The following is a 19,807-nucleotide window of genomic DNA, read 5'->3' on the forward strand; positions in this document are numbered from 1 at the left end:
ACACAGCGTGACGCCTTGGCCAGCGTCACGTCCACATATGACGGCGGGAGGATTCGTCCTCCCGCCGTCCCTTCTTTTCACTGCCCGACGCCGGACCTGGAGTCGTCCTTGGCCGGGGCGGCCTCGTGGCAGGCGACGCTGTGGCCGTCGCTGATGGGCAGGCGCTTCGGCTCCTCGGTGGCGCACCGGTCGACCGCGATCGGGCAGCGGTGCCGGAAAGGGCAGCCGGTGGCGGCCGGCAGTGCGTCCGAGGCGCCGGCGGTGCGGTGCGCCGCGCCCAGCCGGGGGACGGCGTCGCGCAGCGCGGCGGTGTACGGGTGGGCCGGGGCGCCGAGCACGTCGCCGATCGGGCCGGACTCCACGATCCGCCCGGCGAACAGGACGTGCACGGTGTCGCAGAGCCGGTCGACGATGGCCAGGTTGTGGGTGATCAGCAGGTAGCTCAGCCCGTGCTCGTCCCGCAGCCCGGCGAGGAGGTCCAGCACGTGGGCCTGGACGGTGACGTCCAGGGCGCTGGTCGGCTCGTCCAGGACGAGCAGCCGCGGGTCGACCGCCAGCGCCCGCGCGATGACCACGCGCTGCCGCTGCCCGCCTGACAGTTGGTGGGGGCGCCGGTCCGCCAGGGCAGGGTCGAGGCCGACGTCGGTGAGCAGGTCCGCCACCGACGGCGCCGCGGGCCCCCCGTCCCCGCCGGCCTTCCCGGCGGGTTCGCCGTCGGCGCGGCGGCGCCGGAGCCGCAGCGCCTCGGAGATCGAGGCGCCGACGCGCATCCGGGGGTCGAGGGCCTCGCTGCCGTCCTGGAACACCGGCTGCACCTGCGACCGGTAGAGCGCCCGGCCCGCCCGGTCGAGCTTGGCGATGTTCTGGTCGCGGAACAGCACGCTGCCGCGCTCGGGTTTGACCAGGCCGAGCAGCGCCCGCGCGATGGTGGTCTTGCCCGAGCCGCTCTCCCCGATGACGGCGACCCCGCCGGAGGTCTCCGGCACCGTGAGGGAGACGTCGTGGACCACCCGGGTCCGCTCGTAGCTGATCGTGAGGTTGTCCGCGCTGAGCATGTTCACTCCCCGATCGCGGGGACCGCGTCGAGCAGTTCCCGGGTGTAGGCGGCGGAGGGACGTTGCAGGACGTCGGCGGCCGGCCCGGCCTCGACCACCTGGCCCTGCCGCATGACGACGACGTGGTCGGCGATCCCGGACACGACGGCCAGGTCGTGCGAGACGAAGACCAGGGCGATGCCGTGCTCGTCGCGCAGCCGGGCCAGCAGGTCCAGCACCGCGGCCTGCACGGTGACGTCCAGCGCGCTGGTCGGTTCGTCGGCGAGGATGACGTCGGCGCGCAGGGCGACGGCCATGGCGATGGCGAAGCGCTGCGCCTGGCCGCCGGAGACCTGGTGCGGGTAGCGGCGCAGCAGCCCGGGGTCGAGCAGGACGCTCCGCAGCGCCTCCTCGGTGCGTTTCCGGGCCTCGGCGCCGCGCAGCCCGTGCCGGGCCAGCACCCGCTTGAGCAGGGTCCCGAGCCGCATCGTGGGGTTGAGGGACGACTGCGGGCTCTGGCTGACCAGGGCGATCACCGAGCCGCGCATCCGGGACAGCGTCCGGTCGTCCGCCGTCACCACGTCCGTGCCGTTGACGACGATCTTCCCGCTGACCTTCAGCCCGTCGGTCAGCCCGAGCATCGCGTTCAGGGCCGTGGTCTTGCCCGAGCCGCTCTCGCCGACGATCGCCGCGCACTCGCCGGGGCCGACGCTCAGCTCGTCGAGCGAGGCCAGCAGCAGGTCACCGGCCCGTACCCGCAGGTTCTCCGCAGTGAGCACCGGTTTCATCGGGTGACCTCCCGCCGGGGATCGAGGACGGACCGCAGACCTTCGCCGAGCACGTTGAAGCAGAACGCGGTGATGACGATGCCGAGGCCCGGGAAGGCGACCACCCACCAGTTCGTGGTGAACAGGCTCTGCCCCTGCTGGACCATGAGTCCCCATTCTGCGGTGGGCTCCTGCGGCCCGAGGCCGAGGAAGGACAGTGCCGCGGCGGTGAGAATGACCCCGCCCGCGTCCAGGGAGAGCTGGACCAGCACCGGGGTCAGCGAGTTGGGCAGGACGTGCCGCAGCACGATCCGCGTCCGGGACCCGCCGAGGCAGCGGGCCGCGTCGATGAAGCCGCGCGACCTGATGGACGTCGCGGCGACCGCGGCCATCCGGGCGTACCAGGGCCACCAGGAGGCGGTGATGGCGATGATCGCCCCCTGCACCCCGGGATGCAGCACCAGCGCCAGCGCCACCGACAGCAGCAGCGCGGGGAAGGCCAGGAACACGTCGGTGATCCGCATGATCACGTCCCGGACGATCCCGCCCGCGTAGCCGGCGAAGACGCCCAGCAGCACGCCGATGACGGCGGAGAGGGCGAGCACCGCGACGGCGATCGTCAGGGAGGTGCGCGCCCCGTAGAGCACCCGGGTGAGCATGTCGCGGCCGACGGCGTCGGTCCCGAACCAGTGCTCGGCGCTCGGGGATCGCAGCGCCTCCGCCGGGTGGGTCGCGTCGGTCCCGTCGGCCGGATAGGGCGACAGCAGCGGGGCCGCGATGGCCGCGATCACGATGAGGACGAGGATCACGGCGCCGATGGTGGCGAGCCGGTCGGTGCCGGCGGCCCGCATCAGCCGGTGCACGGGCCGTTCCCGGATGGGCGGCGCCTTGGTGGTGTCGACAGCGGTCATCTGATCCTCACCCGCGGGTCGATGGCGGCCTGCGCGAGGTCCACCAGCAGGTTGACGATGACGTAGGTGAACGCGATCGCGATGGTGACGCCCGCGATGGCGGGGGCGTCGGACGAGCGGATCGAGTCGGCGGCGTACCGGCCGAGACCCGGCCAGTTGAAGATCGCCTCGACCAGGAAGGCGTTCACCAGGGAGAAGGCGAAGACGAGCGCCAGCAGCGCCAGCACCGGGCTGAGCGCCGGCCGCAGCGAGAACCGGGTCAGCACCTGCCAGCGGGTGAAGCCGAGGGCCCGTTCCAGCCGCGCGTGGTTCTGCGTCGACTCCTCGATGAGCGCGGCCCTGGTCATCTGGGCGACCACGCCGGTCGGATACGCGGCGATCGCGGCCGCGGGCAGCACCAGGTGGGCCAGGGTGCTGCCGAGGATCGGCCAGTTCCCGGTGATGAGCGCGTCGACCGCCGTGATGTTGGTGAACAGGTGCAGAGGGCTGGTGCCGTCGAGCTTGGGATCGTACTCGCCGGCGACGGGCAGCCAGCCGAGCTTCGTCGCGAACATGTTCTGCGCGAAGAGCGCCAGCAGGAAGACCGGCACCGACACGCTCGCCATCGACGAGATCCGGATGGAGCCGTCGGCCGGCCGGCCCCGGTACCGGGCGGCGAGCACGCCGAGCGGGATGCCGACCAGCACCGCGATGATGATCCCACTGCCGACCAGTTCCAGTGAGGCGGGGAAGGCGGTGGAGACGTCACCGAGCACGTCTTGGCGGGTGTGCAGGCTGATCCCCCAGTCGCCCTGGACCAGCGAGGTGAGGTAGTCCCAGAGCTGGAGGGGCAGGGGGTCGTCCAGGCCGAGCTCCGCGCGGGTGCGGGCGAGCTCGGCGGCGGAGGCCCGGGGCCCGGCGTAGGTGACCGCCGGGTCCCCGGGAACGAGCCGCATCACCACGAAGGTGAGCACCAGGACACCGGCCACGACGAACGCGGCCTGTGCCAAGCGTCGGAGCAGGTAACGGGTCATGTCACGCGGCCGGACGGAGTTCGTGCGCGAACACGACGTTGGGGTACGCCGGGTCGTCGGTGTAGCCGTCGACGTCCGCGGAGTACGCCCGCTGGTACTGCTGGACGAACAGCGGTGCCGCGACGGCCTGGTCGACCAGCAGCTTGCGCTGGAGCGACGCGTACGACGCCTCCGCCGCGGACCGGTTCGTGGCGGTCAGCTCGGGCAGCTTGTCGATCTCGCCGTCCACGCCGGAGTCGGCGAGGTAGGTGAGGTTGAAGTTGACCGGGTCGGCCGAGCGGAACAGGTTCAGGAACCAGCTGTAGGCGTCCGGGTAGTCCGGGTACCAGTACATGACGAAGATGTCCTGGCGCTTGGACGGGTCCTTGCTCTTGGCCCGGTCCCACTGCGCGTCCCACTGCATCGGCTTGGCCTGGAGCTTCACGTTCAGGCTCTTGAGCGCCGAGCTGAGCAGCGTCACGAACTTCTGCTGGTCGTCGTCACCCTGTGCGTAGGTGAGGTCGAGTGTCAGCGCCTTCTTACCGGGCCCGTATCCGGCCTGGTTCAGCAGCCGCGTTGCCTCGGCGGTGTTCTGGCTCCCGGCCAGACCCGGGGTCGCCCCGGTCAGCCCGGTCGGGACGACGCCGCTGGCGGCGGTCCCCGACCCCTTCAGCGTCGACACCAGGCCGTTGTAGTCGATCGCGGCCTGGACGGCCTTGCGGACGTTGACGTCCTTCATCGGGCCGGACTTCGTGTTGAAGAACGCGATGAGGTTCTGGAACGACGGCACCGACTCCGTCTTGAGGCTCTTCATCCCCTTCGCCTGGGCGAACAGCTGCGGGTTGAGCCTGTGCACGTAGGTGACGTCACCGGCCTGCAGCTGCTGCCAGGCGGTGGTGACCTGCGGGGTGTTGCGGAACTCGACGCTGGTGTAGTGCGCGCCGTTCCACCCGCCCCAGTAGTCCTTGAACTGGCCCAGCCGCACCTCGGCTTCCTGTCCCTTGTTCCAGGAGGCGACGGTGTACGGCCCGGTGCCGGTGTCGTGGCCCTTCGCGACGTAGTCCTTCAGGTCCGCGCCGCCGGGCGCCTTGGTGTCGTAGATGTACGAGGCGTAGCCGGAGGAGGAGACCAGGTCGAGCGGCGCCGCGTACTTCAGGTTGAACACCAGGGTGTGCGGGTCCGGCGTCTCGATGGTCTTCACCGGGTCCCAGATGTAGGCGGCCCCGCCCTTCATCTTCATCGTCCGTTCGATCGCGGCCTTGGCGGCACTGGAGGTCAGCGCGGTGCCGGTGTGGAACTTCACCCCGTCCCGCAGGGTGAAGGTCCACTTCTTGCCGCCGTCGGACGAGGCCCACTTGGTCGCGAGCCGCGGTTCGACCTTCTTGGCCTTGGTGTCGTACCGGGTCAGCGACTCGTAGACGTTCTGCATCGCGATGATCTCGTTGGAGTACGAGGTCGCGGGATCCCAGTCGGTGACGACGTTGAGGTTGAAGGAGTAGATGAACGAGCTGTTCGACGAGGCCGCCTTGCGGACGGTTCCGCCCGAGCAGCCGGTGGCGGCGACGGCGATTGCCGCCGCGAGTGCCAGTGATCTCATGCGCCAGGACATGACGGGGATCTCCTTGCAGGGGGACCGGACAGGGGGTGGGGTGGGAGGGCTCAGAGGCTGCCGAGCGGGCCGGCGGCCTTGACCCGGAGCCGCAGCGCGGGTTCGGGCAGATAACTCATCGGTACTTCGGTGATCTCCACGACCTCCACCCCGGCCGGGTCGGCGCCGGCCTGCACGGCCCGGCGGCTGGCGTCGCCGGAGGCCTCGGCAATGGCCTCCCTGCGGCCCTCGCCGGCCGGGATGATGGTCTCGATAGTGCCACTGACCATGGCGATCGCCGCACCGACGGCGTTGGCCACGTCCCCGTGGTCGGGGCGGATCACCTCGGCGACGCCGGCCAGGGCGTCGGGGATCAGGAACGACCCGCCGCCCACCGCGATCAGCGGCTGGTCGGTCTTGCCGAGGGTCATCCGGTCCACCGCGTCGGCGAGCATCCGGTCGGCCGTCTCCACCGCCGAGGCCAGCGTGCCGTGCAGGCCGGCCGGGATCGGCGCCCCGGCCGGTGCGCCGCGTCCCGCCAGCGCGCCCGCGTCGGTCATCGTGGCGGTGTCGCCGCCGAAGGTCAGCGCCTTCTCGGTGATCCGGTAGCCGACCGACTGCGGCCCGACCGTCCCGTCCGGCCCGATGACGGTGCCGCCGCCGAGCGCGAGCGCGAGGATGTCGGGCATCCGGAAGTTGGTCCGCACCCCGCCGATCTCGACGCCCGCGGACGACTCCCGGGGAAAACCGGAGGACAGCACGCCGAAGTCGGTCGAGGTCCCGCCGACGTCCGCGATGATCGCGTCGGCGAGGCCGGACAGGAACGCCGCGCCCCGGATGGAGTTGGCCGGGCCCGAGCCGATCGTCAGCACCGGGTACCGGACGGCGTAGTCGATCGCCATCAGGGTGCCGTCGTTCTGCGCGAAGTAGGTCGTGACGTCAAGGCCGCGCTCGGTGAGCGTGCTCTGCAGCCCCTCCCACACCGCGCTGATCACCCGGTAGAGGCCGGCGTTGAGGATCGTCGCGTTCTCGCGCTCAAGCAGCCCGAGCGTGCCGATCTCGTGGCTCATCGAGATGGGCACCCCGTCGCCGAGCTCGGCCCGGACGATCTCCGCAGCCTCCAGCTCCTGGTCGGCGGACGCGGGGCTGAACACCCCGGTCAGCGCGATCGCGTCGGCGTCGGCGGAGTCGGCCAGCACCGCCCGCAGCGCGTCGGTGTCCAGCGGCGAGATCGTCCGGCCGTCGACGTAGTAGCCGCCGGGCAGCACGGCGGTGCGCGCGGTGATGGCCGCCGACAGGTCCGCCGGCCAGGACTGCGCCGGGGGGACCGAGGTGGTGGCCGGGCCGCCGAGCCGGATCGCGGCCACCCGGCCGAGGCCGCGGCGTTCCAGGATCGCGTTGGTGGCGTGCGTGGTGCCGAGCATGACCCGGCCCACCCGGTGGGCGTCGTCGCCGAGCTGGTCCAGCACCGTCGTCAGCGCGGCGTGGAGACCCGAGGTGACGTCTGCGGTGGTCGGCTGCTTCGTCCTCGCCAGTACCTCGCCCTTGGCGGTGAGGACGACCGCGTCGGTGTTGGTGCCGCCGACGTCGACGCCGATGCGCAGGTCCTGGGCGGTGCCGCCGGACTTACGGTCAGCCATGAGTGAGCTCCTCCACGGGCGTGTAGTCGATGTCGTAGCCGAAAGCCCGCGGGCCGGCCGTGGCCAGACCGCGCTCGGTCCGCCAGATCGGGTCGCACGGCCAGGACAGCACCGCCACCCGCTGGCCGTACCGCAGCGACTCGGTGGAGATGGCGCCGGCGGTCTGCGCGTCCACCACGGTGATCAGGTCGGGGACGCAGGCGCGCGGCCGGCCGTCCTCGAGCGCGATCAGGTTCTCGTTCTGGATCTCCACGCGGAGGAGCCGCCCGCGGTCGTCGCCGGTGCCGTCGACGACCAGGCTGCCGCGGACGAACCCGCCGCCGGTCCGCCGCTCCACGTCGATCACCTTCCCGGTGATCAGCACGGTGGCGTCCAGCGTCGCGCGAAGCGATTCGAGCGGGTCGGTGCCGTCCTGCACGGCGCGGCCGATCGCGAGGGCCCTGCTCACCGTGCCCTCGATGACGGCGCCGCGCGCCTGCGCGCCGGTCAGCACGTAGTCGGCCATCAGCGCCGAGGCTCCGCACGCGACCGTGACCGCGCGGGAGATGCGCTCCGACCACAACCCGTCGACCGGGCGGACCGTGGTGACGTTGCCCTGCACGTCGGCCAGGACGACGAGGTTCACCGGCCGCCCCGCCACGTGCATCGCGACCATCTGGACCTCGGGGAACGCCCGTCCCATCCCGTCGGCGTCGACCAGCGGAAGCCCCAGCCGCGCCGCCCAGGCGACCGGCTCGACGCCGTTCGCGCCACCGATCTCGCACGCCATCACCGCGGCCACCGAACGGCCCATGATCCGCTCGACCTCGTCCCTGATGAGCAGCGGCTCCTCCCCGCTCATCAGCATCTCGTGGCCGACGGTGGGCGCCCCGATCCCCGACAGCGGCAGGATCAGGCTGTCGTCGGGCACTGCCGACAGTGGAATGAGCGGCACCTCACCGAACTGGTCGATGGCCCGGACCGTGGTCAGCGTGCCCGTCTCGACTTCCCCGCCGCCTCCGGTGCCCAGGATCGCGCAGCCGCGAGCGAGCGCCGGGACGTCGTCGAGGGTCACGCGATCGGTCCTCGAAGGTGTCATCTGCATGCAGGAAGAATCCCCTGGCCGTCTGACCTGGCGGAAGGGTGGGGGGCACAAGGTTTCGGCCAACTTTGTGTCGCTGGCACAATGTTGATCGTGTCCTATGTCGCGGATCTGCTCGGATCCGGTTCCCGGATCCCCCTGACCCTGCTCGCCGGGCCGCCGGACGCCGTGCCGCTCACCTCCGTCACCGCGGTCGAGGCGCTGGCCCGGCTCCAGCGCGCCCCGGCCGGTGCGCTCGTCGTCGTGACCGGACGCTCGGCCGCGAAGGCCGCCGGATACCAGCTGGACATCGCGGTCCGGACCGCCGCCGAACGCGGCGTGCCGGCGCTCGTCCTCATCGGCGCCGGGCCGCTGCCCATCACCGCCGCCCGGCTGGCCGAGCGGGCCGACCTGGCGGTGCTCGCGGCCGAGGAGGACTGCGACGTCGCCGAGGTCGTGCTCTACCTCGGCCAGGTCATCCGGGGCGACGCCGGCGACTCGCTCGCCCGCGCGCAGGCCGCGCTCCGGATCGTCCGCGAGCTCGGCGATTCTCCCGACCCCGCCGACGCCGGCGACCGCGCCGTCGCGTTGCTGGAAAGGGTCGGCGCCGTGCTGGGCCGCACCTTGACGACGACCGACGCCACCCGGCAGGGCGACGCCGAGCCCATCTGGGTGGCGGGGCGCCGTCACGGCGGCGTGACCGGCCCGCCCGACGACGCGGTACGGCTGGTCCTGCCTGCCGTGGCCGCCGCGATCGGACGGCTGCGGCAGCTCGCCCTGGAGCGGGCGACCGCGCCCGGCCAGACCCGGTCCGACATCCTCACCGAGCTGATCGTCACCGAGCGCGCCCAGGCGGGCGCGCTGGCCGACCGGGCCCGGCTGCTCGGCCTGGCCGTCGACGACCTGCACACCGCGATCTGGACGACTCCGGACCGGCCGGCCGGCCCGGACCCGGCCGAGCTGGCGGAACGGCGGCGGCTGTTCGACACTCTCACCCTGCGCACGCACCAGGCCCCGCTGCCGCCCGGCGAGTCGTGGAACGTGGCCCGGCTCGCCGCCGACATCGTGCTGGTCGGCACCGCCCGGGTCGAGATACGCGAGGCGCGCGCCAGGCAGATGATCGAGGCCATGCGGGCGGCCGTGGCCGACGAACATCCCGGCATGGTGCTGCGCTTCGGGATCGGCACGCCGCAGCGGGGGATCGACGGGCTGCGCCAGTCGGCCACGGAGGCCCGCGCGGCGGCGGCGATCGCCGCCCGCTCCCGCGAGCTCGTCCACACCTTCGACGCCGCGGGGATCAACCGGGTGCTCGCCCAGATCGCCGGTTCGCCGCTCAGCCGCCGGGTGGTCGACGACCTGCTCGGCCCGCTCGACGCGCTCGGCGCGGAGCGGTCGGCCGAGGCCATCGCGACCCTGTGCGCCTACCTCGACGCGCGCGGCTCGCTGAAGGCCGCCGCGTCCCGGCTGGCACTGCACCCGAACGCGGTCAACTACCGGATCAGGAAGATCGTCGAACGGCTGGACGCCGACCTGACCGACCCGGACACCGCGTTCGCCCTGCACCTCGCCTGCCGCGTCCGCCTCCGCGACTGAACAGCCCGCGCCCCGCCCGGAAACGAAAGAACCGCCCTCGTCCCAGGAATCCTGGAACGAGAGCGGCCTGTATTCAGATCATCGTGGCCTCAGCGGCCACGTTGATCACTTCTTGGTCTCGACGTCGATCACACCCTCGTCGGTGATGACGATGGTGCCTTCGTCGTTCTTGCCGATTTCCTTGGACATATCAATAACCCCGTTTCATTTGCAATCAACTGTAAACAACAATTACGAGCCCGAAGACCCGCATAGTGGACTGTACGGAGTCCGGCCGGGATGGCAAGTCCCTATTTCCGGATCGTGCGTGTGTTCCATCGCACAAAGAACCGGCCTCCACCCCATCGGGGATGGAGGCCGGTCAGTACATCGCCCGGATCGGGTGGATACCGGGCGTCGGTCAGGGGGACGTCACTGCCTCTGGGGGTCGACCAGGGCCCAGACGCGCTTCTGGCCGGTGAGGGATTCGGCGCCGCACCGGTGGGTCAGCGAGATCACCCGCTTGAGCCCGGTGCGGGTCGACTGCAGCACCTGGGGCATGACGGCGCTCCGGTCGCTCACCACGACGAGCGGGTACACGACCTGCTCCTCCTCATCGGTAGCCCACCCCAGTATCAGGGTGAAATCCGGCTGGGAGGAGCGGAGCTGCGCCGGCTGGGAGGAACGGAGCAGCTCCGCCTCCGCCGACCGCTTGCCGTGCCACTGGGCGTTGCGGATCAGCTCCCTCGCGACCCGGATCACGTCGGCGCGCACCTCCGGCGGCAGGTCGGCGTAGATGCCCTGCACCAGGTGCTCCACCATCGTGTCCGTGGGCTCGTCGAGCGTGGCCTTCTGCGTCCGGATGGGGTAGGGCACGGGGCCCGTCTCCCACTCGGGGCGCGGCTGCCTGCGGCCGAGGAGTCCGTTCTCTTGGCGCATCGAAATGCTCCTTACTGTCGTTTGCGACTGCGAGGGCCGGGTGCCACTCGCGACCTGTACCGTCCGTGCACGCTCACACCTGGCAACGTGTCCTTCGGTGTGACGCCGGACATGTGGGGCGGCTTGACGTGCCCCAACGAAAGAGCCGGCCTCCATCCCGTCGGGGATGGAGGCCGGTCCGTGTCACCGCCGAGGCCCGTCAACACGAGCCGCTGCGGCCGTTGGAGCGGATCTCAGGCGCGGCCCGAGATCAGAACTGGACCCACACGACCTTTCCGTCCGGCCGCCGGACGGGGTCGCAGCCGTGGCCGTACCGGTCGCCCAAGGCCTGGGCGAGCATCAGGCCGCGACGGGCGATCGCCGGGGAGAACTGGAACAGGTCCCCCTGGTCGAAGACGGCGATGCGGACCCGGGGCTCGTCGCAGCCCTGCACCTTGACCGGCTTCCTGGATGTGCCTGCCGCCACGTTGGTGGCGTGTTGCGGCCTCTTCCGCGGGCCGCACGGTACGTCGTGGGTGCCCTAGGGGTCCCCACGACCTATTTCCCAACCGAAACAGGAGACGAGGATGACGGTCGAAGAACCGGAGCGGGGAGATGGCTCCGCATCGGACCGAGAGGTACTGGCCCGCAAGTTCGGTCTCGCGCACGATGACGAGTTGTTCGAGCAGGCTCTTACCCACCCTTCCTACGCCAACGAGAACGGTGTGCCCAGTGACCAGCGTTTGGTCTTCGTGGGCCAGCCGGCCTTGTGGATGGGCGTCACCGACATCTTGTTCCGCCGGCGGCCCGAGGACCCGGAGGGCTCGCTGAGCAAGCTGCGTAGTGCCGCTGTCGCCACGCCGTTGCTGGCCGAGGTCGCGCGCTCGCTCGACATCGACGATCACATCCGGCTGGGCCACGGCGAGCAGACCAGCGGTGGGGCGAACAAGGACCCCATCCTGGCCGACGCGCTCATGGCCCTGATCGGAGTGGTCCACCTGCAGTTCGGCGTGGATCGGACCTTCGCGCTGGTGCACGAGCTCTTCGATGAGTCCATCGAAGAGCTGGCGGCGCTTGACGCGGGGCGGAACTGGAAGCAGGAACTGAAGGACCTTGCTGCCGACAAGGGGCTGGAGGAGCCTTGGTACCGAGTCGACAAGACCGGCTCGGACCACAAGCCGGATTTCAAGGCTTGGGTCCAGGTCGGCGGGTTCACTTACGGTCCAAGCGAGGTCCGGAAGTCCAAGAAGGAGGCCGAGAAGGAGGCCGCCGAAGCCGCCTGGTATGCGATCAGCGACCAGACGGACGACTGAGTCGCCGTCCCTGAACCTTGAGGGACGGCTTGTCGAAATGACCTCCCCGTGAGGTCCTAACCGGGACGGCCCCCTCACAGGGGCCGTCTCGTCTTCGTCCGGCGTGTTCTCCCGCGCCGATCGGAGCCGGGTTGCACCTGCCTCCGGACTCCGGACGGATCCTCAGTATGTCCTACCGTCGGATGGGCTGCTTCGGCCTGCTCTCCCGCATCGTGCTCATCGTGATGCTGGGCATCGTGGTGATCATCTGTGTGGCCAACCGTTCCTGGCTGCAGGAGAAGGCCGTCAACGCGATCTACGAGGGCCGGCCCCAGATCCACGCCGGCAAGTACTTCAAGCCGGGCGCGTCCGCGGTGGAGGACGGCGTACGGCAGACGGCCGTGATGATCGACAAGAAGCCGCACGTCCGCGTGACGTCACCGACCGACAAGTGGCACAAGAATCACAAGGACGCCAAATGCAAGCGTGATGTCTGCACCGCGGCCGCGACCCACCAGGAGTTCACCGGCGCCGGCGCCATCGACATCGGCGGGATCCTCGCCGGACTGCTGCTGTGCTACATCATCTGGATAGTGCTCTTCGACGACGACGACTATGACGATTACCGCCGTTATGATCGCCGGTATGACCGCCGTTACGACCGCCGCTGAACGCAGTTCTGGACGCGCCGAGGCACGGTACGCCGCCGGAGCCGCGGCGGCGCCGATCATCGGCGTCGATCATGACGGGCGCCGGTGATGTCGTCCTGGCTTCTCGCGCTTCTGGCGATCGCATTCGGTGTGGCCTTCGTCCTCGGCGGAATTCATCGCTACCGGACGAGCCGCGCGTTCATGGCCACCGCGCACCGGGTGCCGGGAATCGTCGCCGGAATCCACCGGGTGTCGACGACCGATTCCTATGAGTTCTTCCCGGTGCTGCGTTTCCGGACGCTGGACGGCACGGACATCGAGACGGTCGGCGAGACCAGAGGCGGGTCGTTCGAGTTGACCCGGCTCAAGGGGCGTCCCGTCCCCGTGCTCTACGACCCTCAGGACCCGCGCAAGGCCCGGATGGACACCTCGTCCGGCCGGGCCCTCGCCGGTTCGGCCGGCATGGCGGCCGCCGGCTGCGTCTTCGCGCTGATCGGAATCGTCATGCTGATCGCGACCGCGACCTGACGGTTCCGGAGCCCGCGTGGGAGAGCGGGGCCGCGGCGGTGCGTCCGTCCGGTTAGGGTGCCGGAGGGTGCGCAGATGCCGGATCGGGGCGAGGGGCGATGGTCGCGTTCGTGTTGGTGCCCGCCGGGCTCGTCGTCGGCCTGCTCGCGGCGCCGATGGCGGCACCGTTCGTCGGCGCGGTCTCCCGCCGCGGCCGCGTCCTGGTGGCGCTGGTCACGGCGGTGCTCTACGGCGTGCTCGGATGGCGGGTCGGACTTGAGCCCGTCCTGCCGGCGCTTCTCTACCTCGCCGCGGTCGGCGCGTTGCTCGGCTTCATCGACGTCGAGGTCAAGCGGCTTCCCGACCGGTTCACACTGCCCTCGTACGGCATCGCGGCGGCGCTCCTCGCCGCCGCCGCGCCGTTCACCGGCGACGGCCTGGAGCGGTTCGAGCACGCGCTCATCGGCATGGCGGCGCTGTTCGTGCTGTATTTCGCGCAGGCGTTCGCCGCGCCGTCCGGGATCGGGATGGGGGACGTCAAGCTGTCCGGCGTCCTCGGCCTCTACCTCGGATGGTTCGGCCGGGACGCCTGGATCGCCGGCGTGCTGGCGACCTACCTCTTCGGCGGCCTCGTCGCCGTCGGCATCCTGATCGTCCGCCGGACGCGCAAGGGCGAGTTCCCGTTCGGCCCCTACATGCTCGCCGGGGCGCTCGTCGCGGTCCTCGCCGCCACCGGCTGAGACCTCAGTCGCAGAGCTTGCGCCCGGCCTTGACGCCTCCACCGATCTTGTTGATGGCGGGTGCGGCGAGACGCACGCCGTTCTTCCCGATGACGAGCCTGACACCGTCCTGAGGAGCGGTGCTGTCCGCGGTGAGCAGCGCGTCCGGGACGTCACGCGCGAGCGCCGTCGCCTGTGCCTCCGCGGACGGCGCGTAGACGAGGCGGCTCGCCGGCGTCGCGTCGGCCTTCTCCACCTTCTCCGCCACCTTGAACCCGCGCTGCCGGAGCTGGTTCGCGACCCGGTTCACCAGCGCGTCCCGTCCCCCCGCGTCCACGATCGTGACGTGCACCTTGCCAGGCGCGAGCGGCGCCGGCTGCGCCTGGGCGGGGTTGGTCGTCTGCGCGGGAAGCTCGTCGTCGTGCCGGATCGCCTCGAACAGCGGCTTCGCGAGCTCCTCGTTCCACTGGACACGGTTCGGGTCAGGCGCGTACCCCTCCACCGGGACGGTCACGAACCGCACCTGCCCGGCGCTCATCCCCTTGAGCCCGTCCGCCAGCTTCCGCATCGCCGCCAGGTCGAGGTCGTCATCGGTCGTCATCGACTTGGTGGCGGCCTTGAGGAACTTGTACGTCTTCGCCGGATCCGTAAGGACGGACCCGCTGGTCGCCTTGTCGACGACCGCCGCCATGAACTTCTGCTGCCGTTCGATCCGCTCCAGATCGGAGCCGTCACCGAGCGAGTAACGCGCGCGCACGTAACCGAGCGCCTCCTCGCCTTCCACGGTCTGCTTCCCGGCCTTCAGATGAAGCTCGGCCCTGGGATCGTTCACGGGCTTGTCGACGCAGATCTCGACTCCGCCCAGGGCGTCCACCATCCGCTTGAATCCCGCGAAGTCCACCTGCACGAAATGGTCGATGTGGATGCCGGTGAGCGACTCCAGCGTCTTCCATGTGCACGTCGGCCCCGCATACGCGAACGCCGCGTTCAGCATCCCGAACTGCTCCGGGACGGTGCCGCCCTTCTCCTTCTTGCACGCCGGAATCTTCACCATCGAATCCCGCGGGAAGCTGATGCCGACCGCCTGATCCCGGTTCGGCGACAGATGCAGGAGGATCGTCGTGTCCGAGCGGGCCCCGGACATCCCCGCCCCGTACCGCGCGTTGTCGCCCTCCCGCGTGTCAGAGCCGATCAGCAGGATGTTGAGCGACCTGTTCAGCTTCTTCGGCCGATCCGTGCCGAGCTTGTCGGTGACGTGCTCCTGCTCGATCCCGCCGACCAGATCGTGGTACAGCCACGCCGCCCCGCCGGCCCCGACCAGCAGCAAGGCGACCACACTGACCGCGACCCACCGCAGAACTCTCCGCCGCTTCCCACCTCCAGCACCCGGAGGCACGCCGCCCGGCCCGGCTTCACCGGCATCCGCGCCCGCGCTCCCATCAACAGCACGGCCGCCATCCGGCGCCATGGCCGCCGCCTCGTCGCCTTCGTCTGCGGGCGGTTCGTCGGCGGTCTGCTCTGCCTGTTCGGCGCTGGCCGTGTCGTGGCTGCCATGGGGGGCCGTGGCCGCTGCTGCCTCGTCGTCTTCGTCTGCGGGGGGTTCGTCGTTGGTCTGGTCTGCCTGTTCGTCGCCAGCCGAGGCGCGGCTGCCATGCGGGACCGTAGCCGCTGCTGCCTCGTCGCCTTCGTCTGCGGGCGGTTCGTCGGTCGTCTGGGCTGCCTGTTCAGCGCTGGCCGTGTCCCGACCGTCTGCGTCGGTGGTGGCGGTGTCCGTGCTCAGCGGGTCGGTCCGCTCATCCGTGGTGTCGCTCGGCTCGGCGGCACCCGTGGTCTTGGCGGGCGGAGGGGCGCTCGGACGTTCGGGACCCGGGTCCCCGGCGGTGCCAGGAGTGCTGTGGGCGGCCTTGTCCCCCGCGAGGTCGTCGCGGCGAGGGTCTTCGTCGCTCATCGGTCCCGTCTCGGGCGGGCCCTGTCGAGGGCGCGTGGTCTGCGTGGTCGATCAGCCGGTGGAGGTGGCCGATCCAGGAAGCATGCGCCTCCCTTTATTGGATGCGCGAGATGCCCGTTTTGTTGACAAGGGTGCGGAAATCTTGGCCTCCTGAGCCCGGCGGCTTTCCGTACGATCTGTCTCGTGAACGAGGGGTGGGTGATCGGCGGCCGGTTCATCATGCTCGACCGGATCGGGACGGGGGGAACGAGCCGTGTCTGGCGGGCCTATGACCACGCGGAGGGCCGGTACTGCGCGGCCAAGCTCGTGCGGCAGCCGGGTCCCACGTCGATGCTGCGGGTCGTCCGGGAACGGGCGCTGCGGCTCGCGCACCCGCATGTGCTGACGCCCTACGCGTCGTGCATGGCCTACGACGACGTCCTCCTGGCCATGGACCTTGTGAGCGGCGGTTCCCTAGAGACGCTCCTCGGGGACTACGGCAGGCTCCCTCCCGCGTACGCGGCCGAGGTGCTGGATCAGCTGCTGGCGGCGTTGAGCCACATCCACGGCACCGGGGTGGTCCACCGGGACGTGAAGCCCGCCAACCTGCTGCTGGAGCCGAGCCCGGTCGGGGCGCCGCACGTCCGGCTGGCCGACTTCGGCATCGCGCTCGGGGAGGACGGGATGCGGTTCACCACGACCGGGTTCGTCGTGGGCACGCCCGGATACCTGGCGCCCGAAGTGCTCGACTGGAACCGGCCGGGGCCGCGCCAGGACCTGTACGCCGCCGGCATGGTCGCGTGGCGGATGCTGACCGGCGCGGGCGACCCCGAGCCGCGCCAGCGGGTGGGGGCGCCGCCTCCCGGTGTGCCGCCGAGGCTGTGGGCCGTGGTCGCCCACCTGTGCGCGACGGACCCGGCGCAACGTCCGGGCGGCGCCGACGCCGCCCGCCGCGCGCTGGTCGCGTGCCATCTCGAACTCCGCTTCCCCGTCCGGACGCTGGACGGGGAACCCCTGCAGATCTTCGACCACCTGGGCCCGCCCCCTTGACCCGCATCCACAACGGGACCTCCCCCCAAAGGTGTGGACCCCCTGAGGTGCCCCTGGATCATGGAGGTCTGGGTGCACTGAGCGGCCCGACGACATCCACGGAGCACCCAATGCAGCCGCAGTCGGCGGTGAACGCTTCGACGGCCTAGTGACCGAAATCCCTGCCTTGAGGCACCTTCCTCTCCTACGCCAGTTCCGTGGACGCAACCGGTCCTCGCACACGAGTACTGCCGCGCCGTATGACCTGCTCGGACTAATTGTTGGTACCCACGGCGTCAGCGCAGGAGGCCCACGTAACGCGAGAGGCCATGCTCGACCTGCGCCATGTCATCCCGCGTGAGATAGTCAACGATTTCGCCAGTAACGTACGAGAGGTCGATGGTGCGGATCTGATCGATCAAGACCTTGGTATCCCGCCCCGCGATGACAACCTCCGGCCTGAAGATCGACGACTGGGCCCTGGTCGAAGTCGGAATAATGGTCACCGTGGACCAGGCGTTCTGCTCGATGCTGATGACGAGCCCGAGGCGCCGGCCCCGTTGTTCGTGGCCGCGTTTGGCATCGCCAAGGTCTACCGGGTAGACCGCTCCCCGGATCACGCGCGTTCCGGCGACCTCGCCGGAACGGTGAGGCCGGTGTCGGTAATGCGGATGTTGCCGTCGGCGTCGTACTCCCATGCATCCGCTTCAGCGGAGAGGTCTTCGGCCCTCAGCCGGTGCATGTCCGCGCGGGCACGCTCTTCCCATGCCTCGCGATCCAGCAGCCGCAGCGCGCGGCGGATGACGTCGCTTGTTTTCTCATCCTTGCGGCGGTTGGCTTCGATGACACGAAGGTCTTCTTCGGTGGGACGGAATCCAACACTCATGAACCTAGTGTACAACAATCGTTGTACGCCGGGCGGCTCGCTACCACGCACTACGCTGCTACCTGTCAGTTGTGCCCGAGACAAAGCCCGCGACTCGGCCTCGGTCAGGCGGCCTGGTTCGGCCGTGGTGAGGGGACGCTGACCGATCCGGATGTCCGCGACACGCGGGAGATCCCGAAGCACCCGGTCCGTGCCGAGTGGAACGATGCCGCGCTGGAGGACGTCCTGGCGACGGTGAAAGAGGAGCTGGGCCTCTTTCGCGAACCGCACCGAAACGTCCCCGGCCTGGGCTCTCGATGAGATCGCCGCGATGGTGTCAGCAGGTGACGCGCCGGGCGCGCAGGCCGCCGCGGCGACGCTTGCACCCTTCTGGGACAAGGCGCTGAGGGCCCGGACAGCGGAGAAGGAGGATGACACCGTTGCCGGGCTCTTCGGCAAGGCGCTGCGGGCGGCGGACGCCGTGGCGGACGCGGAGACCGCCACGACGCTGTTGCGGCCGTTCCGTATTGAGAACCTGACTGACGCGTATGTGAACTCGTTCGGAAAGATCGCTGACGAGTACGGTCAGCAGTGGACTGCGAACCTGCTGCGGGCGGGGATCAGCCGATGTGGGCGCACTGAGGTGGGCACGGCGGCCGCGCACGATCTCGAAGCCCAGCGCGATCCACTCCGGGGTCTCGGCCTGCCAGAGCACGGCCGGGGAGATCGGCCATGGCCGCGCCGGCAAGGATTTCGGCCAGGTCGGCGGTGTGGACGTTGCCCACGCCAAGCGTGGTGGACATCGGGCATGGGGAGACCTGCCCGTCTGGGCCGACGGCCGCCTTGCCGTCGCCGCACCGGCCGCACAGCCCCGCCAGGTCGGGGACCAGGCCGTGGGCGGCCCGGCCGAACGGGCGGACCTGGTCCACGTCGATCCTGCTCGGCGCCGATCGTGGTCAGGCCGCGACGGGCCCGCTCGGCGCGCTCGGGCTTGCCGGTATCGATGGCGTCGGCGCGCATCGATACTCCGAGCTCGACGGCGGCATCCGGGTGCATCGTCGGCTCGCCGCCGATGCACTGGACGCGGCGAACTCCGCAGGCGGCGGCCTGGTCGAGGACGCGGACCCAGTCGTCGCGGGTCATGGTGCCGCGGCCGCCCGCCGGGCCGGAGTCGTTGAAGCAGTGGACGCAGCCGAGCCGGCACTTGCGGGTGAGGTCGAGCCAGAGCATGTCAGGCGCTGACCGCACGGTGTGCTGGGACCCCAGTGTGATGGTCATGGTGATCTCCATCGGCGCGCCTCAAGGTGTGGTGCCGCCGCCCCGCGCGCCTTCGACCCGGGCCGCGGGGTTCAGGGGTGCTCGCCCGCCGGAGACGCCTGCGCGCCGAGCATCACGGCGATCCGGTCCGCGGCCTCTTCAGGGTCGGCGCCGAACCGGTCGGAGTGACCGCGCCCGGACCAGCGGCGGTAGGCCGTGCCGTCCCAGGCGACGATCAGGCGACCGGTGCGCCCGTAGGTGAGGTGCACGCGCGGCAGCCCGGCCTCGTCGTCGCGGACGATCGAGGCGGCCACCTGGGGGGCGCGGCGCCGGACGGCCGCGTACAGCCGCTCCGCGGGCCCGAAGGACTCCATCCGCGATCCCAGCGTCATCGTGTCCACATCCGCAGGTACCCGTTGACCGTGACGGCGAGCGCGTCATGACTGGGCGCCTCGACCAGGCGGGGGCCATGCTGCATGGGGACGATCGCCCACCAGCTGCCGGTCGCGGAGCCGTGCCAGTGCGTGATGCCGTCCGGGATCGGCGGCGGATCGGTGAGCGGCGGCAAGTCCACCCTGGTCTCGGCGTTCACACCAGCCCCAGCCCGGGAAGCATCCGCTCGGCGGCGAGTTCCGGGTCGTCGATCGGCGCGAGCTCGACGCCCGTCGTCCACGAGTACATGCCGCGGCGGGCGGCCACGACCCGCAGGATCCCGGCGCGGGTCTGGGTGGAGACCGTCAGACCGAAGATCTCGGCCGTCAGATCCCGGGCCCGGAGGGCGTCGCGCAGCGCGAAGATCGCGTGACGGCAGTCGAGCCGGTCCACCTCGTCCAGTGCCGCGCGGAGCCCGCCGTAGGAGTCGGCGCCGAGCATCATGGGCCCGGCGTGCCCGCCGTCGCGGGACGCCCGCCACAAGGGGCTGACCTCTCCCGCCTCGATCTCCCAGCCCGGGAATTCCTCGCGGAGATGCTTCTTGATGGATTCGGCATCGGCGTCCATGCCGATCGGCTCGGGGGTCGGGTGCACCGTGCGCTCCCTGTACTCGTGGCGAATGCGTCACGGTTAGTGAAATCCCGTTT

The 19,807-nt window shown here is 70.7% G+C and carries 22 protein-coding genes and 1 pseudogene; 6 read left to right on the plus strand and 17 right to left on the minus strand.

Annotation, left to right across the window (positions count from 1 at the left end):
- Window positions 1-77 precede the first annotated feature (77 nt).
- From ACQPXG_RS09905 to ACQPXG_RS09935, 7 genes are read right to left on the minus strand one after another with little or no spacing between them, the layout of a single operon-like run.
- Entirely contained in the window at window positions 78-1,055 is a 978-nt protein-coding gene (locus tag ACQPXG_RS09905; protein ID WP_433467334.1) for an ABC transporter ATP-binding protein, read from the minus strand.
- 2 nt (window positions 1,056-1,057) lie between these two features.
- On the minus strand, window positions 1,058-1,822 hold the full coding sequence (locus ACQPXG_RS09910; protein WP_433467335.1) for an ABC transporter ATP-binding protein: 765 nt from the start codon (window positions 1,820-1,822) through the stop codon (window positions 1,058-1,060).
- Window positions 1,819-2,712 (minus strand): ABC transporter permease, encoded by an 894-nt coding sequence (locus tag ACQPXG_RS09915; protein WP_433467336.1) that lies wholly within the window; start codon window positions 2,710-2,712, stop codon window positions 1,819-1,821. Before ACQPXG_RS09915 ends, ACQPXG_RS09910 begins: the two co-directional genes overlap by 4 nt.
- Window positions 2,709-3,725: an ABC transporter permease gene (locus ACQPXG_RS09920; protein WP_433467337.1), complete on the minus strand. Its 1,017-nt coding sequence runs from the start codon at window positions 3,723-3,725 to the stop codon at window positions 2,709-2,711. Before ACQPXG_RS09920 ends, ACQPXG_RS09915 begins: the two co-directional genes overlap by 4 nt.
- 1 nt (window position 3,726) lies before the next feature.
- Complete coding sequence (locus ACQPXG_RS09925; RefSeq protein WP_433467338.1) at window positions 3,727-5,313, minus strand: ABC transporter substrate-binding protein; 1,587 nt, start codon at window positions 5,311-5,313, stop codon at window positions 3,727-3,729.
- 50 nt (window positions 5,314-5,363) lie between these two features.
- A complete protein-coding gene (locus ACQPXG_RS09930; RefSeq protein WP_433467339.1) occupies window positions 5,364-6,932 on the minus strand; it encodes an ROK family protein in 1,569 nt (522 codons plus the stop codon).
- Window positions 6,925-7,986: a DUF917 domain-containing protein gene (locus tag ACQPXG_RS09935; RefSeq protein ID WP_433467340.1), complete on the minus strand. Its 1,062-nt coding sequence runs from the start codon at window positions 7,984-7,986 to the stop codon at window positions 6,925-6,927. The genes ACQPXG_RS09930 and ACQPXG_RS09935 overlap by 8 nt, the downstream gene beginning before the upstream one ends.
- Window positions 7,987-8,106: 120 nt before the next feature.
- Here ACQPXG_RS09935 and ACQPXG_RS09940 point away from each other — a divergent pair, with 120 nt between their 5' ends.
- A complete protein-coding gene (locus ACQPXG_RS09940; RefSeq protein WP_433467341.1) occupies window positions 8,107-9,585 on the plus strand; it encodes a PucR family transcriptional regulator in 1,479 nt (492 codons plus the stop codon).
- Window positions 9,586-9,996: 411 nt separating this feature from the next.
- Here the strand turns inward: ACQPXG_RS09940 and ACQPXG_RS09945 are convergent, their stop codons facing one another.
- Both ACQPXG_RS09945 and ACQPXG_RS09950 read right to left on the minus strand, forming a co-directional pair.
- On the minus strand, window positions 9,997-10,503 hold the full coding sequence (locus ACQPXG_RS09945) for a hypothetical protein (RefSeq protein WP_433467342.1): 507 nt from the start codon (window positions 10,501-10,503) through the stop codon (window positions 9,997-9,999).
- 250 nt (window positions 10,504-10,753) lie between these two features.
- Entirely contained in the window at window positions 10,754-10,969 is a 216-nt protein-coding gene (locus ACQPXG_RS09950; RefSeq protein WP_433467343.1) for a hypothetical protein, read from the minus strand.
- A gap of 100 nt (window positions 10,970-11,069) precedes the next feature.
- On the opposite strand from ACQPXG_RS09950, the gene ACQPXG_RS09955 reads away from it, so the two are divergent.
- The 4 genes from ACQPXG_RS09955 (at window position 11,070) to ACQPXG_RS09970 (ending at window position 13,671) form a co-directional block, all read left to right on the plus strand.
- Complete coding sequence (locus tag ACQPXG_RS09955) at window positions 11,070-11,795, plus strand: ribonuclease III family protein (protein ID WP_433467344.1); 726 nt, start codon at window positions 11,070-11,072, stop codon at window positions 11,793-11,795.
- 167 nt (window positions 11,796-11,962) lie between these two features.
- Entirely contained in the window at window positions 11,963-12,445 is a 483-nt protein-coding gene (locus ACQPXG_RS09960; RefSeq protein ID WP_433467345.1) for a hypothetical protein, read from the plus strand.
- An 87-nt stretch (window positions 12,446-12,532) separates the two neighbouring features.
- Window positions 12,533-12,952 (plus strand): DUF3592 domain-containing protein, encoded by a 420-nt coding sequence (locus ACQPXG_RS09965; RefSeq protein ID WP_433467346.1) that lies wholly within the window; start codon window positions 12,533-12,535, stop codon window positions 12,950-12,952.
- Between the two features lie 98 nt (window positions 12,953-13,050).
- A complete protein-coding gene (locus tag ACQPXG_RS09970) occupies window positions 13,051-13,671 on the plus strand; it encodes a prepilin peptidase (RefSeq protein ID WP_433467347.1) in 621 nt (206 codons plus the stop codon).
- 4 nt (window positions 13,672-13,675) lie between these two features.
- On the opposite strand, the gene ACQPXG_RS09975 is transcribed toward ACQPXG_RS09970, so the two are convergent.
- Window positions 13,676-15,598, minus strand: coding sequence for an LCP family protein (locus ACQPXG_RS09975; protein ID WP_433467348.1), 1,923 nt, complete (start codon window positions 15,596-15,598; stop codon window positions 13,676-13,678).
- A gap of 183 nt (window positions 15,599-15,781) precedes the next feature.
- Here ACQPXG_RS09975 and ACQPXG_RS09980 point away from each other — a divergent pair, with 183 nt between their 5' ends.
- Window positions 15,782-16,627 (plus strand): serine/threonine-protein kinase, encoded by an 846-nt coding sequence (locus ACQPXG_RS09980; RefSeq protein WP_433467349.1) that lies wholly within the window; start codon window positions 15,782-15,784, stop codon window positions 16,625-16,627.
- 275 nt (window positions 16,628-16,902) lie between these two features.
- On the opposite strand, the gene ACQPXG_RS09985 is transcribed toward ACQPXG_RS09980, so the two are convergent.
- From ACQPXG_RS09985 to ACQPXG_RS10015, 7 genes and pseudogenes are all read right to left on the minus strand, one after another.
- Complete coding sequence (locus ACQPXG_RS09985) at window positions 16,903-17,226, minus strand: type II toxin-antitoxin system PemK/MazF family toxin (RefSeq protein ID WP_433467350.1); 324 nt, start codon at window positions 17,224-17,226, stop codon at window positions 16,903-16,905.
- Complete coding sequence (locus ACQPXG_RS09990) at window positions 17,223-17,492, minus strand: hypothetical protein (RefSeq protein WP_433467351.1); 270 nt, start codon at window positions 17,490-17,492, stop codon at window positions 17,223-17,225. The genes ACQPXG_RS09985 and ACQPXG_RS09990 overlap by 4 nt, the downstream gene beginning before the upstream one ends.
- 599 nt (window positions 17,493-18,091) lie before the next feature.
- Window positions 18,092-18,400, minus strand: a complete 309-nt coding sequence (locus ACQPXG_RS09995; RefSeq protein WP_433467352.1) for an SPASM domain-containing protein — start codon at window positions 18,398-18,400, stop codon at window positions 18,092-18,094.
- Window positions 18,401-18,560: 160 nt separating this feature from the next.
- Window positions 18,561-18,761, minus strand: a pseudogene (locus ACQPXG_RS10000) (radical SAM protein); the annotation flags it as partial.
- Between the two features lie 59 nt (window positions 18,762-18,820).
- Window positions 18,821-19,120 (minus strand): hypothetical protein, encoded by a 300-nt coding sequence (locus tag ACQPXG_RS10005; RefSeq protein ID WP_433467353.1) that lies wholly within the window; start codon window positions 19,118-19,120, stop codon window positions 18,821-18,823.
- On the minus strand, window positions 19,117-19,320 hold the full coding sequence (locus ACQPXG_RS10010; RefSeq protein WP_433467354.1) for a hypothetical protein: 204 nt from the start codon (window positions 19,318-19,320) through the stop codon (window positions 19,117-19,119). The genes ACQPXG_RS10005 and ACQPXG_RS10010 overlap by 4 nt, the downstream gene beginning before the upstream one ends.
- On the minus strand, window positions 19,317-19,754 hold the full coding sequence (locus ACQPXG_RS10015) for a hypothetical protein (RefSeq protein WP_433467355.1): 438 nt from the start codon (window positions 19,752-19,754) through the stop codon (window positions 19,317-19,319). The genes ACQPXG_RS10010 and ACQPXG_RS10015 overlap by 4 nt, the downstream gene beginning before the upstream one ends.
- Window positions 19,755-19,807 lie beyond the last annotated feature (53 nt).

This window comes from Spirillospora sp. CA-128828, assembly GCF_050945415.1.
Lineage (GTDB): Bacteria > Actinomycetota > Actinomycetes > Streptosporangiales > Streptosporangiaceae > Spirillospora.